Consider the following 16,717-nt stretch of genomic DNA (forward strand, 5'->3'; position numbering starts at 1 on the left):
ATGGAAATTGCATTTTACCTGGCAGGTTTGATTGCGGTGGCCGCGACGATTCGCGTGATCACCCATACCAACCCTGTACATGCGCTGCTGTATCTGATCGTCTCGTTATTGGCGATCTCGGCAGTCTTCTTCTCGCTCGGCGCCTACTTTGCCGCCGCGTTGGAAATCATCGTCTATGCGGGCGCCATCATGGTGCTGTTCGTGTTCGTGGTGATGATGCTGAACCTCGGCAACGTGCAGCAGCAAGAGCGCGACTGGATGAAGCCGACGGTGTGGATCGGACCTGGCCTGTTGTCGCTGGCGCTGCTGGTAGTATTGATCGTCGCGATCCGCAGCGTATCCGACCAGGGTATCAGCGGCGAGATGGTCGACGCGAAGGCGGTGGGCATCAGCCTGTTCGGGCCTTACGTACTGGCGGTTGAGCTGGCTTCAATGCTGCTGTTGGCGGGTCTGGTTGTCGCCTTCCATATCGGCCGCGAGCACAAGCCTGGCGAGGTGCTGAGCAACGCGCCGGCGAGTGGCGAAATGGCGAGAAGAAAATCGGAGGAGCAAGCATGATCCCTCTTCAACACGGCCTGATCCTGGCGGCTATCCTGTTTGTGCTCGGGCTGACCGGGCTGCTGGTGCGCCGCAACCTGCTGTTTATGCTGATCAGCCTGGAAGTGATGATCAACGCTGCGGCGTTGGCGTTTATCGTGGCGGGAAGCTACTGGGGCCAGGCGGACGGGCAGGTGATGTACATCCTGGCGATCAGCCTGGCGGCAGCCGAGGCCAGTATCGGCCTGGCGCTGTTGCTGCAGCTCTACCGTCGTCGTCATACCCTGAATATTGATACTGTCAGTGAGATGCGCGGATGAACCTATTATATTTAACAATTCTGCTACCGCTGATCGGGTTCCTGCTGTTGGCATTTTCCCGCGGTCGTTGGTCTGAGAACACGGCGGCCACCGTCGGCGTGGGCTCTATCGGCCTGGCTGCGCTGGTCACGGTGTATGTGGCGATGGATTTCCTCGCCCAGAAAGCCGCCGGCGTGCAGTTGTTCGAACAAAGCCTGTGGACCTGGATGGCCGTCGGCAACTTCAATATCGGCGTGACCCTGGTGCTGGACGGCCTGTCGCTGACCATGCTGTCGGTGGTCACCGGCGTCGGCTTCTTCATCCACATGTTCGCTTCTTGGTACATGCGCGGTGAAGAGGGCTATTCGCGCTTCTTCGCTTACACCAACCTGTTTATCGCCAGCATGGTGGTCTTGGTGCTGGCAGACAACCTGCTGCTGATGTATCTGGGTTGGGAAGGCGTGGGCCTGTGCAGCTACCTGTTGATCGGTTTCTACTACAAAGACCCGGCCAACGGCGCGGCGGCGATGAAAGCCTTCATCGTGACCCGCGTGGGCGACGTGTTCCTGGCGTTCGCGCTGTTCATCCTCTACAACGAGCTGGGCACGCTGAACATCCGCGAGCTGATGATCCTGGCGCCGCAGAAACTGGCGGTGGGTGACACGGCCATCACCTGGGCGACCCTGATGCTGCTGGGCGGTGCGGTCGGTAAATCGGCGCAGCTGCCGTTGCAAACCTGGTTGGCGGACGCGATGGCGGGCCCAACCCCGGTTTCCGCACTGATCCACGCGGCGACCATGGTGACCGCGGGCGTCTATCTGATCGCCCGTACGCACGGCCTGTTCCTGATGGCGCCGGAAGTGCTGCACCTGGTGGGCATCGTCGGTGCGGTTACTCTGCTGCTGGCCGGCTTCGCCGCGCTGGTGCAGACCGACATCAAGCGCGTGCTCGCTTACTCCACCATGAGCCAGATCGGTTACATGTTCCTGGCGCTGGGCGTGCAGGCATGGGACGCGGCGATCTTCCACCTGATGACCCACGCGTTCTTCAAGGCGCTGCTGTTCCTGTCGTCCGGTTCGGTGATCCTGGCTTGCCACCACGAGCAAAACATCTTCAAGATGGGCGGCCTGCGCAAGAGCATCCCGCTGGTGTATGTCTGCTTCCTGGTGGGTGGCGCGGCGCTGTCTGCGTTGCCGCTGGTCACGGCCGGCTTCTTCAGTAAGGACGAGATCCTGGCGGGCGCGATGGCCAACGGCCACATCAACCTGATGGTGGCCGGCCTGGTCGGCGCGTTCATGACCTCGCTGTACACCTTCCGTATGATTTTCATCGTGTTCCATGGCGAAGAGAAAATCAAAGCGCATGCCGGTAAAGGCATCACTCACCACCTGCCGCTGTTGGTTCTGCTGGTGCTGTCCACCTTCGTCGGCGCGATGATCGTGCCGCCGTTGCAGGGCGTGCTGCCGGATACAACCGAGCTGGCGCACGGCAGCGTGCTGACGCTTGAAATCACCTCCGGCGTGGTGGCTATCGTCGGCATTCTGCTGGCGGCCGCGCTGTGGCTGGGCAAACGCAGCCTGGTCAACAGCATCGCCAACAGCGCGCCGGGGCGTTTCTTCTCGACCTGGTGGTTCCATGCCTGGGGCTTCGACTGGCTGTATGACAAAGTGTTCGTCAAGCCGTACCTGGGCATTGCGAAGCTGCTGCAGCGCGATCCGCTGAACTCGCTGATGAACCTGCCGGCCGTCTTCTCCCGCTGGGGGAACCGCGGTCTGACGGTGAGCGAGAACGGTCAGGTGCGTTGGTATATAGCGTCTATGGGTGTGGGTGCAGTGGTCGTATTGGCTCTGTTGATTTTGGTTTAATTGAATAATTTAAACAGACGCATTTTTCGGGCGTAGCGCCGGGCAGGCGCTACGTACAAAGTTTGAAATTATTCGTATAAGGGACACAAAACGCCATGCTATTACCTTGGCTAATTCTTATCCCCTTTATCGGCGGTCTGCTGTGCTGGCAGCTTGAGCGCTTCGGTACTAAGGTGCCGCGCTGGATAGCGCTGATCGCAATGGGGCTGACGTTGGCGCTCTCTCTGCAGCTGTGGATGCAGGGCGGCTATACCTTGACTACGCCGAAAGGCATTCCGCAGTGGCAGAGCGAATTCCTGCTGCCGTGGATCCCGCGCTTCGGCATCTCCATCCACCTGGCGCTGGACGGCCTGTCGCTGCTGATGGTGGTGTTGACCGGTCTGCTGGGCGTGCTGGCGATCCTCTGTTCCTGGCGTGAAATCCAGAAGTATCAGGGCTTCTTCCACCTCAACCTGCTGTGGATCTTGGGCGGCGTTATCGGCGTGTTCCTCGCCATCGACATGTTCCTGTTCTTCTTCTTCTGGGAAATGATGTTGGTGCCGATGTACTTCCTGATCGCGCTGTGGGGCCACAAGGCGTCGGACGGTAAAACCCGTATCACCGCGGCGACCAAGTTCTTCATCTACACCCAGGCCAGCGGTCTGGTGATGCTGATTGCGATCCTGGGCCTGGTGTTCGTGCACTACAACGCGACCGGCGTGTGGACCTTCGATTACGAAGACCTGCTGCAAACGCCGATGTCCCACAACGTGCAATATCTGTTGATGCTGGGCTTCTTCATCGCCTTCGCGGTGAAAATGCCGGTGGTGCCGCTGCACGGCTGGTTGCCGGACGCGCACAGCCAGGCACCGACCGCAGGTTCCGTCGACCTGGCGGGCATCTTGCTGAAAACCGCGGCCTACGGCCTGCTGCGTTTCAGCCTGCCGCTGTTCCCTGAGGCTTCGCACGAGTTTGCGCCAATCGCCATGTGGCTGGGCGTGATCGGCATCTTCTACGGCGCCTGGATGGCGTTCGCGCAAACCGACATCAAGCGTCTTATCGCCTACACCTCGGTATCGCACATGGGCTTCGTGCTGATCGCCATCTACACCGGCAGCCAGCTGGCTTACCAGGGCGCGGTGATCCAGATGATCGCGCACGGCCTGTCCGCCGCCGGTATGTTTATCATCTGCGGCCAGCTGTATGAGCGTCTGCATACCCGCGACATGCGTCAGATGGGCGGCCTGTGGGGGCGGATCAAATTCATCCCTGCACTGTCGCTGTTCTTCGCCGTGGCTACGCTGGGGATGCCGGGTACCGGTAACTTCGTCGGCGAATTCATGATTCTGTTCGGCAGCTACCAGGTGGTGCCGGTGATCACCGTGATTTCTACCTTCGGTCTGGTGTTCGCTTCGGTTTACTCGCTGATCATGATGCAGCGCGCTTATTACGGTGCGCCTAAGTCCGACCAGCCGCTGCAGGGCATGACCGCGCGCGAGCTGTTCATCATTCTGCTGCTGGTGGTGTTGCTGGTTCTGCTGGGGGTTTACCCGCAGCCGATTCTGGATACTTCCAACGCGGCGATGAGCAACGTGCAACATTGGTTTGGTTCGTCAGTTTCAGCAATTTCAACAACAAGGCCGTAATTCGCCATGACAATAACTCCTCAACAACTGATCGCACTGCTGCCGCTGTTGATCGTCGGATTGACGGTGGTGGTTGTGATGCTAGGCATTGCGTGGCGACGCGACCACTTTATCAACGCCACCCTGACCGTGATCGGTCTCAACCTGGCGCTGCTTTCGCTGTACTTTGTCGGCCAGGCAGGCCCAATGGACGTCACCCCGCTGCTGCGGGTTGACGGTTACTCGATGTTCTACACCGGGCTGGTGCTGCTGGCGAGTCTGGCAACCTGCACCTTCGCGTATCCGTGGCTGGTCGGCTATCCGGATAACCGCGAAGAGTTCTACCTGCTGGTGCTGATCGCCGCCATGGGTGGCATCCTGCTGGCGAGCGCCAACCATCTGGCTTCGCTGTTCATCGGTATCGAGCTGATCTCGCTGCCGCTGTTCGGCCTGGTGGGCTATGCCTACCGCCAGAAGCGCCCGCTGGAAGCCGCCATCAAGTACATGCTGCTGTCCGCCGCCGCCTCGTCGTTCCTGCTGTTCGGCATGGCGCTGCTGTATGCCGAGTCCGGCGATCTGTCGCTGGCCGGCCTCGGTAAGAGCCTGCAGGAAAACATGATGCACCAGCCGCTGATCCTGGCCGGTATGGGCATGATGATCGTCGGTCTGGGCTTCAAGCTGTCGCTGGTGCCGTTCCAACTGTGGACGCCGGACGTGTATCAGGGCGCGCCTGCGCCGGTCTCGACCTTCCTGGCGACCGCCAGCAAGATCGCGATCTTCGCGGTCGTGATGCGTCTGTTCCTGTATGCCCCGGCCGCCGACAACGAAGCGCTGCGCATGGTGCTGTCGATCATCGCGTTCTGCTCTATCTTGTTCGGCAACCTGATGGCCATCAGCCAGACCAACATCAAGCGTCTGCTGGGTTACTCGTCGATCGCCCACCTGGGCTACCTGCTGGTGGCGCTGATTGCGGTGCAAACCCATCAGCTGTCGCTGGAAACCGCCGGCGTTTACCTGGCCGGTTACCTGTTCAGCAGCCTGGGCGCCTTCGGCGTGGTCAGCCTGATGTCCAGCCCGTACCGCGGCCCGGATGCGGATTCGCTGTTCTCTTACCGTGGTCTGTTCTGGCATAAGCCAATCTTGTCCGCGGTGATGACGGTGATGATGCTGTCGCTGGCTGGTATCCCGATGACGCTGGGCTTTATCGGTAAGTTCTTCGTGATCGCGATGGGCGTCAGCGCACACCTGTGGTGGCTGACCGGCGCAGTCGTGGTAGGCAGCGCCATCGGCCTGTACTACTACCTGCGCGTGACTGTCAGCCTGTTCCTCAGCGCGCCGGAATCGCTGCAGCGCGATACCCCGAACAACTGGGCGTTGACCGCCGGTGGCGTCGTGGTGCTGATCTCAGCCGCGCTGGTACTGCTGTTGGGTGTCTATCCGCAGCCGCTGATTTCGCTGGTGCAGATGGCGCAGCCGACGTTCTGATAACGCTTCAGACGGTAAAAAGGTCGCTTCGGCGACCTTTTTTTATGGGGAAACGGCACTCAGCCGTAATGGGCGCTAAACGAGGTTTCCAGCGCCTGCACCACCGCGCGCACGCGGGCGGCGCGTTGCAAATCGGGATGCAGCACCAGCCAGATATCCACCCAGTCTTTATTCTCCGGGAACAGGCGCACCAGCTCCGGGTCTTTGTCCGCCAAAAAAGCGGAGAGCAGGCCGATGCCCAGCCCGCTGCGGGTGGCGGAGCGCAGCAGCAGCTGCGAATTGCATTGCAGCACGACGTTGGGCTCGTGCAGGGCCTCGCCGCAGAAATTGTTCCAGTGGCGCGGCACCAGCTCGCGCGGGAACATCAGCAGATCGTGGCCGCGCAGCTGCTCGCCCCTGACCGGCATGCCACGCCGCGCCAAATAGTGCTGGGTGGCATACAGGCCCATTTCGATGGTGGCTAACCGTTTGATGATCAGCTCATCGTCATCGGGACGGGCGCCGCGGATCGCCAGATCTGCGCCGTGGTAAGAAATATCGGCGATGTTGACCGCCGTCAGCAGCGTGACGGTGATGGCCGGATAGCGTTCCCGCAGATCTTGCAGCGCCGGCATCACGAAGGCTTCGGCCAGGGTATCGGTGGTGGCGATGCGCACGTTGCCGCACAGGCTTTCGTCACCGCTGGCGGCTTTACGGTTGATCGCCTGCACCGCATTTTCCATCTTCATCACGTCCGCCAGCATTTCCTCCCCCAGCGGGCTGAGGGCGAAGGATTTCGGCGTGCGGATAAACAGCTTGGAGCCGAGCGCATCTTCGAAAGCGGACAGCCGTCGACCGACGGTCGCCTGATCGACATGCAGCTGGCTGGCGGCTTTGCGTAGCGTGCCGCAGCGTGCGACGGCGAGAAAAAATCGGGCGTCGTCCCAGTTCATTGCGCACCTCCTCTGTACAGACTGGCGAGAGGAGGAAGGACACGGTGTGATGCGGTGTTTATTCTGGTGTGGAGACCGAAAAAAAGGCTTCGTATCATCATTATTTATAATGTTTCAGGATATGTATAAATGCATCACCGTGAAGCGGTTTTGCACCTTTATTTTTGTCTGGCAATGCTTATTCTTATCGGCGCTTATGCTGCGACCCGACGCACATTTTACACCAAGGCTACCCTAATGCATAAGCAATACGAATAAGAGCCGGTTCCCATTATTTCTGGGCGACCGCCGAGTGGGATCGACTCTGAATCAAGTTAGCTCACGATGATATGACTGGATATAAAAAAATGGAGTCTCACGCAGAGATGCTGTGCCCCCCCGTTGCGCTGGCGACGGAGGACGGAGTCAGAGTTACCGTGGCGCCAGGCGCCGAGAAAATGGAACGCAACAACGCCGATGTTATTATTCAAGGCCTTGCAGCGCGCGGCATTCAACATATCTTTTTGGTCCCTGGCAAACTGGTTTACCCGTTAATCACTTCTATTGACCGTTCCGAGATTGTCGGCATCGTCGGTGCCCATGAAACCGCATGTGGATTTATGGCCGATGGCTATGCCCGCGCCAGCCGAAAGTTTGGCGTTTGTCTGGGCATTTCCGGCCCCGGCACCATGAATTTCCTGCCGGCGATGGCCGCTGCGCAAGCCGATAAGATCCCCGTGCTGTACCTGGCCGGCAGCATCGCCACCTATCATGAGGCGCAGGGCGCTTTTCAAGACGGCAGCAACAGCGGTATCGATGAGCTGACCATCGTCAAACCGCTGCTTTGCGCCGCGATAGAAACGAAAAACAACCTGACCTTGCAGCATGAGCTGCGCCGCAGCCTTTCCAGCCTGAACCCACAGCGGAAAGGGCGCGCCTACCTGAGCGTGCCGGTCGACATGCAGAAGAAAACCGCGCTCGGCGATCGTCGCGATCGGCCTGAACGCGTGTCGCAGCACCGTGAAGCGGCCGTGGACGTGCAGGCAGTGGAACAACTGCTGCATGATTACCTGCTGCGTGGCCTCAACGTCGCCTGCCTGGTGGGTAACCGGATGAACAATCCGCAGGATGCCGCGCTGTTGTTGCGGCTGGCGGAAAAATACCGCTTGCCTGTCGCCACGACGTTGTCGGGCAAGGGCGCGTTTCCCGAAGGGCACGCTCTGGCATTAGGGGTCTACGGTTTTGCCGGGCATGTCCGCGCGGTAGAAACCCTCAACGGTGAAGGCGTCGACGTGTTGCTGGTGCTGGGCTGCGATCTCAGCCAGCGCGACAGCCTGAACTGGAACCCGAGACTGCACGGCAATAAAACGCTGGTGGCGATCGACGAAGACTTCGACAAGGTGAGCTCGCATTTCCAGCCGGATCTGCAGATATTTTCCAGCCTGAGCGGTACGTTGCACTGTTTGTTGGCCGCGGTTGGCGATGAGGACGCGCGGCTTGGCGACGCGGCACGCTTACGCGACGCCTGGTTGGACGCGGTTCGCGCACTGCCGCTGGAACAGCCGCAGCCGACGTTGCAGGCGCGCATCGCCCAGGGCGAAAGCCGGCTGTACCCCGGCGAGGCGATTAAACTCATTCGCAGCCGCATGAACCCGGATACCAACGTCGTGGTCGATTCGGGCGCACACCGCATTTTCATGGCGCATCACTGGCTGGCGGCCGGGCGGGGGGATTACCACACCTCCAGCTCCCTGGCGCCGATGGGGTGGGCCATTTGCGCGGGCATCGGTATCAAGCTGGCGGCACCGCAGCGGGATTGCGTCGTGGTGACCGGCGACGGTTGCATGTTGATGCACGGCATCGAAATTCAGACCGCCGCGCGTTATGGCGTGAAGGTGGTGTTCGTGGTGATGAACAACAGCGCGCACGGCGCCATGCATATCGACACGCTGCAAAACCGCGGCATTTCAGCTGACTATACCGCCTTGCCCAACCATGACTGGAAAGCGTTTGCCAACAGCCTGGGGGTCGCCTCCGCGAAGGCGGAGACGCTGGAGGATCTGGACGAGGCCCTCGGCGCCGCGGCGAAACATCCGGGGCCGTACCTCATCGAAGTAATGGTAGGCAACTTTGCGGCGCCTAACCGCTACTACGCCGAGAGCATCGCGGAATACGAGCAGCGCATCAACGAACTGTAGGGCAACGCTGTTTTTTCAACCCGCCAGGTTCTCCGCGCGTGGCGCCTGGCATTTTTACTTGCGGTAGTCATGGAGCGATCAGATGGTTAAATGGGGCATTTTGGCATTGTTGGCCGTATTTCAGGGGCCGGTTCACGCTGCCGAGGGGCATGGCGAAGGCATCGTCAAAACGACGTTGCTCAAGACCGAAAGTGCATGGGAGGGCTCGGCATATCGTCAGTATCCCGCCGGCGCACCGCAGATCACCATGCTGAAGGTGACGGTAGAGCCGAACAAGGTGCTGGCCTGGCATACCCATCCTTGCATCAGCGCTGTGTATATGAGCGGCGGCAGCGTTTCGCTCACGGTCCGGAAAACCGGTGAACGCCGCACGTTCCGGCAGGGGGATTCGTTTACCGATACCGTGGATATCGTGCATCAGGGCGTTTCCGGCGATCAGGGCGCCGAAATGCTGGTGTTCTTCGCTTGTGCGGACGATAAACCGTTGACGGTGAAAGCCGCCGGGTAGTGTTGATACGGCCCTGACCAAAGGCCGTTAATAAGAGAAGATCATGGTAGCTTTGTGGATGGTCGTCGCCAGCGGGTTCTTTGCGCTGATGGGTGCTTGCATCAAGTTGGCGTCGACGACAGTCGGATTTTTCGACATCATTTTTTATCGTTCTCTCATCAATGTGCTGATCGTCGCAGCGCTGATCAAGATCCAGCGCCTCGGTTTTCGCACCCGTCATCTCGGATTGCATATGAAGCGGGCGGCGATAGGCAATGCTGCGATGTACTGCGGTTTTTATTCGCTGATACATCTGCCGATCGCCACCGCCACCACGCTGGGTTACACCAATCCCCTCTTTCAGTCGGCGATCGCGTTCATCACGACCCGAGGGCAGCTGACCGGTCGGCTGTTGTTTTCCGTGCTGTTGGGCTTTGCCGGCATTTTGATATTGCTGCGCCCCGACTCCCCCAACGGAGAGTACGTAGCCACGCTGGTCGGGCTGGCGGCCGGTCTGTTGACTGCGCTGGCTTACTTTAACGTCGGTAAGCTGGTGCGGCGCGGCGAGCCGGAACTGCGCGTGGTGTTCTATTTCTCGCTGGTGGGAACGTTGGTTGGCGGCCTGATGACCGCGTTGCTGGGTTTTTCCTTGCTGGACGGTGCAATGCTGCTGTGCGTCTGCGCCATCGGCGTCTTCGGCAGTCTGGGGCAGATCGCCATGACGCGCGCCTACGGGGGCGGCAATGCGGTGATTGTCAGCACCCTCTCTTACAGCACCATCATTTTCTCTACGCTGCTTGGTTATCTGATATTTGGCGAGCAGCTGTCTTATATCGCCGCCGCCGGTATGGCGCTGATCGTGTTGTCCGGCGCGTTGGCGGTGCGCAAGCGTGCCTCGGCTAAGCCTGAGCAGGCGGTGGCATAACGTGATAAGGAACGAAACAATGAACATGCGTCCGGTTGGCGTCATGGCGATGGCGGTCTTGTTTGGCATGGTGGCGACGCTGGCGATGGATGGGGTGAACAGTGTCGCCTCCAGCGCCGGTCTCATCGGCAAGCTCAACCTGGCCTTCATCGGCAAACTGATGAATCAATGGCTGCAGGGGCAATTTTGGTTTTTGCGGCCAGGCGACATCCCCGATGCGCCTGCGGCTCTGGTGATGGGCTACGGCGCGCACTATTTTGCCGGCATTAGCCTGGCGATCCCGTTCTATTGCCTGGTCTGCCCGCGCCTTAAGCCGGGGGGCGTCCTGTTGGTCGGGGCGCTGACGTATGGCCTGGCCTGTTCGCTGATCTCGCTGTGCTTCATTTACCCCTCGGTGGGTTTGGGTCTTTGGGGAATGGCCGGTAAAAATCCGGCTTTGCTGATCGCCAGCCTGGCCAACCATGCGGTGTATGGCGTGGCATTGGGCGGTTGCGCCATCGTTTGGTGCCGTCGCATGCTGCAGAAATGCATGCCCGACGCTGAGATGCTGCATTAATGAATCACGATGATGCATTCTTGGCTATTTTGGGCGTGATAGCCCAACGCTATGATAAGCGCGCTTCCTGAAGCCGCGTGGCATGCGGGAAGGCGCATTTATTTAGGGCGAATGCCTGATCGATTCGGGAGTTGAACATGTCAGAAAGTATCGCCGTTGAAGAAACGGCTAAAGCGAAGTCGGGAACATCACATTTCGCTATTTTGCTGTTTCTGGCGTTGGCATTGATGTCAGCGCTGTTGAACAGCAGTGCGCCGACGCCGCTTTATCCGCTTTATCAACATGAGCTGGCGTTGAGTTCGGTCAGCCTGACGATCATCTACGGCGCTTATGCCGCCGGCGTGCTGATTTCGCTGTTCGGCGTAGGCAATATGGCGGGGAAAGTAAAAGACCTGCGCAGCATGATCGTGCCGGCGCTATTGGTGGTGTTGCTTGGTGCGCTGCTGTTTTCGGTGGCGTCGTCATTCTTCATGATGTTTATGGCACGGCTGCTGGCCGGTGTCGGCACCGGCGCCCTGACCGGTGCGGCGAATATCGCGTTGGTGCGATTCGGGCCGCAGGACGGCGGAAAAAATGCGGCGTTGATCGCGACGCTGTCCTTTACCACCGGATTGGCCCTGGGCCCTATCTTTAGCGGCGTCGCACTGCAGACCGGTTTTCATACCACGTCGTTGCCGTTCATCATCATCATGGCCATTGCCGCCGTCGCCGCATTGGGCGTGATGCTGCGCTGGCCGCGAGAAGCGGTGGCGGCGCAGGCCGGTAGCGCAGCGGCGGAAAACGCGCCGATGGCGAAGCGTTCTCTGGCAGATGGCCTGCGCGCGACCGGCGGTAAATTCTTCTTGTGTGCCGGGGCGCTGTTTATTTGCTGGGCGGTCGCCGCCAGCATTCTGGCGATAGGGCCGAGCGTCGCCGAAAAACTGTTGGACATGCAGAACCGTGGCGTCTTTGGCTATGTGGTCGCCGTCTATCTGGTGATTGCCGGCATCAGCCAGATTTTGAGTCGTCGCATCAACGCCCGCCATTCGCTGTTGTTCGGCTGCCTGGCCCAGGCTTTGTCGGTCGGCGTGTTCGCCGTGGCGATTCAGATCCATTCGCTGGCGCTGGCCGCCGCAGGCATGGTGATCGCCGGTTACGCCTATGGCGCGATCTTTGTCGGCAGCGCCACGCTGGTGAATCTGATTTCACCGAAAGCCAGTCATGCGCGTTTGATCTCCCTGTTCTACGTGATCGCTTATATCGCTAACTGGGTGCCGATTCTGTTGGGCGTTGTGATCGACCACGCCGATTTGCATTTGGCGACCCACTTGTTATTCCTGAGCAGCGCCGTGATTTGTTTGATGTTGAGCGTCATGGTAACGCGTGCGGGCTTCCCACGCTGAAACCTGCGTTCGGGAGGGGGTGACTGGCGTCGCATGTTGGCATTTCATTTGAGATCGTGATTTCCCTGGTGTTGTGTTATTCCAGCGTGCTCGTCACGCTGGCTTTTTTTGTGATAAATCTCACTTTTACGGTATTTTCATTTCCGCATTTGCATTTTTATCGTGATTTTAATCACGAAAAAATAACGCGCTTCGGGTAAACTGCGCGCTTTATTTTTGCCGCGGGTCACTTTATGAACGTTCTTTTCGCCATTGCCGTTACGACCGGGATCCTGTCCGGCGTGTGGGGATGGGTTGCCGTCAGCCTGGGGCTGATCGGTTGGGCCGGTTTTCTCGGCTGCACGGCGTATTTCGCCTGCCCGCAGGGCGGGCTGAAAGGGCTGTTGATCGGCGCGTTGACCTGCTGCAGCGGTGTCTTCTGGGCAATGGCGATCATCCACGGCAGCGAACTGGCGCCGCAGTGGAATCTCTTGGGGTATCTGCTGACCGGCGTCGTGGCGTTCCTGATGTGCATTCAGGCCAAACAGCAGTGGCTGGGGTTCGTGCCCGGCACCTTTATCGGCGCCTGTGCGACCTTCGCCGGCGGCGGCGATTGGCCGCTGGTGACGCTGTCCCTGCTGGTCGGCCTGCTGTTCGGCTATGCGATGAAAAACAGCGGGTTGTGGTGGGCGGCGCGCAGCGAAAAAGCCCGTGCCGCACAGCCGGTCAGCCCGAATGCCGGCTCAAACGGTGCCGCCGAGTGAGAGGCGGTAGTGCAGATCGTGGCGCTCGGCGCAGGGTTCGCCCGCGATCCGCAGCAGCAGCATTTCGGCGGCGGTTTTCCCCATCTCAAAGCGCGGCGTGATCACGCTGGCGATGCCCGGCGTGGTCGCCTGGCCAATATCCAGGCCGTGAAAACCCGATAACGCAACCTCTTGCGGCACGCGCACGCCGAGGCGCAGGCAGGCCTGCAACACGCCCACCGCCAGATCGTCGTTGGTGCACAGGATACCGTCGAGCTGCGGGTAGCGTTCGAACGCCATCGCCAGCATGTCGGCGCCGATCGAAACCGAAGAGACCCGATGCGGCGTGATCTGACGCGGCGTTTGCCCCTGAGACGCCATGGCGCGGCAGTAACCCCGATAGCGTTTATTGTCGCGGGCGTCCGACATGGCGCCAAAGTAAACGATATGCCGTTTGCCGCTGGCGAGCAGCGCTTCGGTCATGTCATACCCCGCTTGTTCATTATCGAACCCCACCGCAATCCGCCCTGGCGGCGCGTCGAGATCCATCACCTGTGCGAGGGGGATTTTGGCGGCGCCGAGGTAGGTCTCTGCGCGCAAGGTATGCGCAGAGTCGGTGAGGATAAGCCCGGCGATCGGGTAGCTCAGCAGCTGTGCGATCTGCTCTTCTTCCCGCTGCGGGCTGTAATCGTAGTTCACCACCAGCGTTTGGTAACCCCGCGCTTGGGTAACGGATTCTATACCGGCCAGCAGGTCGGCGAAGATCTGGTTGTTGAAGGAGGGGATCAGTACGCCGATGCGCGGTTTTCTGCCGGCCTGTGCGGTATCGGCATCTGTGACGTTCAGCTCCCGCATGACCTGCGCAATGCGTTCGGCGGTGTCGGCCGCCACTTTTTCCGGCGTGCGCAGAAAACGGCTGACGGTCATTTTGGTCACGCCGGCCAATTGTGCGATGTCCTGTAGCGTAACGCGAGGGTGTTTCATTCGGTGGCCTTCACGGGCGGTGCGGCAAGGGCGGATAGCGGTATGTTAACAAATCGATTTGGCGGTAACAACGAATGCGCTTCTATTGAAAATAGCCATTTTTCAATTGGATAGATGATTTTTACCCGCGAACTGCCTGCGTGAGATCACGTTAAGGGTAACAGGGTTTCGTAACATGATTTTCAGTGATTCCCATCACGTTTTTACCGGTAACAATCGGCTGAGATAGAGGCCTGTCCGATTGGAGGCCTGATGGCCGGGAATCACCATGAACAATCTATTTTCTCTGGATAACAAAACCGTCTTGATCACCGGCGCCTCGCGCGGCATCGGTTTTCTGCTGGCGCGCGGCCTGGCGCAGCAAGGCGCACATATTCTGGTCAACGCCACCACCGAAGAACATGCCCGGCACGCCGCCGATCGCCTGCGCGAAGAGGGGCTGCGTGCGGATGCGGCGGCGTTCGACGTCACCGATTCCCAGGCGGTGCATGCCGCCATCGACCGTATCGAAGCGGACATCGGCGCGATAGACGTCTTGATCAACAACGCCGGCATCCAGCGCCGCCACCCGTTCACCGAGTTCCCGGAGCAAGACTGGGACGACATCATCGCCGTCAACCAGAAAGCGGTCTTCATCGTGTCACAGACCGTGGCCCGTTACATGGTGCCGCGCCGGCGCGGCAAGATAGTCAATATCGGTTCGATGCAAAGCGAGCTGGGCCGCGACACCATCACCCCTTATGCGGCGTCCAAGGGCGCGGTGAAAATGTTGACGCGCGGCATGTGCGTGGAGCTGGCGCGCTACAACATTCAGGTTAACGGCATTGCCCCCGGCTACTTCAAAACCGAGATGACGCAGGCGCTGGCCGACGATCCGGCCTTCACCGCCTGGCTGACCCAGCGTACGCCCGCCGCGCGCTGGGGGGATCCGCAGGAGCTGATCGGCGCGGCGGTGTTCCTGGCCGCCGACGCCTCCGCCTTCGTCAACGGGCAGCTGCTGTTTGTCGATGGCGGCATGTCGGCGGCGGTGTAATCTTTTTTCGTGGAGTCTTGAGATGAAAATTCAAACCCAGTCCTGCGTGGTCAATGGCAAACGAGATGTGGCGGTGATCGCGCAAGAAGTGGATTACCGGGGGCGGGGAACGCTGGTGAAAATCAGCCGCGGCGGCATCTGCGGCTCGGATCTGCATTACTTCCAGGAAGGCAAGGTCGGCAATTTTCAGGTGCGTCAGCCGATGGTGCTGGGCCATGAGGTGATCGGCGAGGTGGTCGCCAGCGATTCACCGCGGCTGCCGGTCGGGCAGAAGGTGGCGCTCAATCCCAGCAAACCCTGCGGGCAGTGCAAATACTGTCTGGCGCAGCAAAGCAATCAATGCGTCGAGATGCGTTTTTTCGGCAGCGCGATGTATTTTCCGCACGTTGACGGGGCTTTTACCCAATACAAAGTGGTGGATAGCGCGCAGTGTGTCCCTTACGGTGCCGATCGCGACGACAGGGTGATGGTGTTTGCCGAGCCGCTGGCGGTGGCTGTCCACGCGGCGAAGCAGCCCGGCGACGTGGCGGGGAAAAAGATCTTCGTGTCCGGCGTCGGCCCGATCGGCTGCTTGCTGGTGGCGGCGCTGAAAGCGCTGGGCGCCGCCGAGATTGTCTGTGCCGATCTCAGCCCGCGCTGCCTGGCGATCGCCAGGCAAATGGGGGCCGATCGGTGTCTGCATGCCGCGGACGACGATGTGAGCGATTATCAGCAGGACAAGGGGTATTTCGACGTCGCCTTCGAAGTGGCGGGGCACCCGCAGTCGCTGCAGCGCTGCCTGGAGATCACCCGCGCCAAAGGCACCGTGGTGCAGGTGGGCATGGGTAGCAGCTTCCCCGATTTCCCGCTGATGTTGTTGATCGCCAAGGAGTTGAACCTGCTCGGATCCTTCCGCTTCGTGGCGGAGTTTGCGTTGGCGGTGGCGTGGCTGGCCGACGGCGTGGTCGATCCGCTGCCGTTGCTGTCGGCGGAGTTTGCCAGCGGGCAGCTGGCGCAGGCGCTGGAGTTTGCCGGCGATAAGCGCCAGGCCGCCAAGGTGCAATTGGTGTTTTAGGGTAAAAGTCCGATGGCCGCAGGCGGCGATCCTTGTCTATAGTGTAGGAACGCTTAATTTTTCAACCACGGAGATCTCACGATGGCAAGACATACGGATGCTGAGCAAACTACGCTGGATGACGATCTGAGAATGCTGACCGAGACGCTGGAAGAAGTGCTGCAATACACCGGCGATCGCGCGGATCAGGCTTACGTCGACATCAAGTCGCACGCCGAGCAGGCGCTGAGTGAGGTCAAGGCGCGCTGGGCGAACACCGGTGAATCCTACTACGCGCGCGCCAAAGAAGCGGTGCACCGCACCGACGACTACGTGCGGGATAAACCCTGGCACAGCGTAGGTATCGGCGCCACCGTCGGGCTGGTGCTGGGGCTGCTGCTGGCCCGTAAATAAATCACGGCATCGGGGCGGCGCAGGCCGCCTCGTGCTTTTCTGCAGGCTGTGTTGTTCATCTCGCCGTTTCCCCGCTAGCTTTCCCTGATCCCGCCTATACTTCCCGCAAGCCGCCGTCGGAGCGTCTCTATTTCCCTTGTTTTTGTATGGACGGATTGAGCTGGCGCCGCCTCAAGTGTAAAGTGTTTGTGTGTTTATTGTTTATTTTTTGTTCTAAATCAAATAATTATCTGGTGTAAACACCCAGGGATATACGGCGTTCTTGCGCTGGCGCAAAAGCCG

16 protein-coding genes are annotated in these 16,717 nt (G+C 59.9%); 14 read left to right on the forward strand and 2 right to left on the reverse strand.

Annotated elements, in window-relative coordinates; all coding sequences use genetic code 11:
* The 5 genes from nuoJ (at position 1) to nuoN (ending at position 5,790) form a co-directional block, all read left to right on the forward strand.
* A complete protein-coding gene (nuoJ, locus tag ACYF6X_RS03395; protein ID WP_019453717.1) occupies positions 1-558 on the forward strand; it encodes an NADH-quinone oxidoreductase subunit J in 558 nt (185 codons plus the stop codon).
* A complete protein-coding gene (nuoK, locus tag ACYF6X_RS03400; protein WP_004936014.1) occupies positions 555-857 on the forward strand; it encodes an NADH-quinone oxidoreductase subunit NuoK in 303 nt (100 codons plus the stop codon). Before nuoJ ends, nuoK begins: the two co-directional genes overlap by 4 nt.
* Positions 854-2,701 carry an NADH-quinone oxidoreductase subunit L gene (gene nuoL / locus ACYF6X_RS03405; protein ID WP_043140059.1) on the forward strand — a complete coding sequence of 616 codons (1,848 nt, stop codon included), beginning with the start codon at positions 854-856 and terminating at the stop codon, positions 2,699-2,701. Before nuoK ends, nuoL begins: the two co-directional genes overlap by 4 nt.
* Before the next feature lie 95 nt (positions 2,702-2,796).
* Positions 2,797-4,326 carry an NADH-quinone oxidoreductase subunit M gene (gene nuoM / locus ACYF6X_RS03410; protein ID WP_025303660.1) on the forward strand — a complete coding sequence of 510 codons (1,530 nt, stop codon included), beginning with the start codon at positions 2,797-2,799 and terminating at the stop codon, positions 4,324-4,326.
* A 6-nt stretch (positions 4,327-4,332) separates the two neighbouring features.
* Complete coding sequence (gene nuoN, locus ACYF6X_RS03415; protein ID WP_033635324.1) at positions 4,333-5,790, forward strand: NADH-quinone oxidoreductase subunit NuoN; 1,458 nt, start codon at positions 4,333-4,335, stop codon at positions 5,788-5,790.
* Between the two features lie 59 nt (positions 5,791-5,849).
* On the opposite strand, the gene ACYF6X_RS03420 is transcribed toward nuoN, so the two are convergent.
* Positions 5,850-6,722 carry a LysR family transcriptional regulator gene (locus tag ACYF6X_RS03420; RefSeq protein WP_063988988.1) on the reverse strand — a complete coding sequence of 291 codons (873 nt, stop codon included), beginning with the start codon at positions 6,720-6,722 and terminating at the stop codon, positions 5,850-5,852.
* Between the two features lie 347 nt (positions 6,723-7,069).
* Between ACYF6X_RS03420 and ACYF6X_RS03425 the strand changes: the two genes are divergently transcribed.
* From ACYF6X_RS03425 to ACYF6X_RS03450, 6 genes are all read left to right on the forward strand, one after another.
* Positions 7,070-8,899 (forward strand): thiamine pyrophosphate-binding protein, encoded by a 1,830-nt coding sequence (locus ACYF6X_RS03425; protein ID WP_130017837.1) that lies wholly within the window; start codon positions 7,070-7,072, stop codon positions 8,897-8,899.
* An 82-nt stretch (positions 8,900-8,981) separates the two neighbouring features.
* The gene (locus ACYF6X_RS03430; protein ID WP_063988990.1) at positions 8,982-9,407 is read left to right on the forward strand and encodes a cupin domain-containing protein; all 426 of its coding nucleotides are present in this window, start codon (positions 8,982-8,984) and stop codon (positions 9,405-9,407) included.
* 43 nt (positions 9,408-9,450) lie between these two features.
* Entirely contained in the window at positions 9,451-10,311 is an 861-nt protein-coding gene (locus tag ACYF6X_RS03435; RefSeq protein ID WP_063988991.1) for a DMT family transporter, read from the forward strand.
* A 19-nt stretch (positions 10,312-10,330) separates the two neighbouring features.
* Positions 10,331-10,867, forward strand: a complete 537-nt coding sequence (locus tag ACYF6X_RS03440) for a DUF2938 family protein (RefSeq protein WP_130017838.1) — start codon at positions 10,331-10,333, stop codon at positions 10,865-10,867.
* Positions 10,868-11,004: 137 nt separating this feature from the next.
* The gene (locus tag ACYF6X_RS03445; protein ID WP_197816210.1) at positions 11,005-12,249 is read left to right on the forward strand and encodes an MFS transporter; all 1,245 of its coding nucleotides are present in this window, start codon (positions 11,005-11,007) and stop codon (positions 12,247-12,249) included.
* A 233-nt stretch (positions 12,250-12,482) separates the two neighbouring features.
* Positions 12,483-12,992, forward strand: coding sequence for a DUF1097 domain-containing protein (locus ACYF6X_RS03450; RefSeq protein WP_063988994.1), 510 nt, complete (start codon positions 12,483-12,485; stop codon positions 12,990-12,992).
* Here ACYF6X_RS03450 and ACYF6X_RS03455 read toward each other — a convergent pair.
* A complete protein-coding gene (locus tag ACYF6X_RS03455; protein ID WP_063988995.1) occupies positions 12,972-13,955 on the reverse strand; it encodes a LacI family DNA-binding transcriptional regulator in 984 nt (327 codons plus the stop codon). The genes ACYF6X_RS03450 and ACYF6X_RS03455 overlap by 21 nt on opposite strands.
* Before the next feature lie 268 nt (positions 13,956-14,223).
* Between ACYF6X_RS03455 and idnO the strand changes: the two genes are divergently transcribed.
* From idnO to elaB, 3 genes are all read left to right on the forward strand, one after another.
* A complete protein-coding gene (gene idnO, locus ACYF6X_RS03460; RefSeq protein WP_107227612.1) occupies positions 14,224-14,988 on the forward strand; it encodes a gluconate 5-dehydrogenase in 765 nt (254 codons plus the stop codon).
* Between the two features lie 22 nt (positions 14,989-15,010).
* Positions 15,011-16,042, forward strand: a complete 1,032-nt coding sequence (gene idnD / locus ACYF6X_RS03465) for an L-idonate 5-dehydrogenase (protein WP_130017840.1) — start codon at positions 15,011-15,013, stop codon at positions 16,040-16,042.
* Positions 16,043-16,123: 81 nt separating this feature from the next.
* Positions 16,124-16,435 carry a stress response protein ElaB gene (elaB, locus tag ACYF6X_RS03470; RefSeq protein WP_025160172.1) on the forward strand — a complete coding sequence of 104 codons (312 nt, stop codon included), beginning with the start codon at positions 16,124-16,126 and terminating at the stop codon, positions 16,433-16,435.
* The last annotated feature ends 282 nt before the right edge of the window (positions 16,436-16,717 follow it).

The organism is Serratia sp. ID 25-353 (assembly GCF_054792795.1).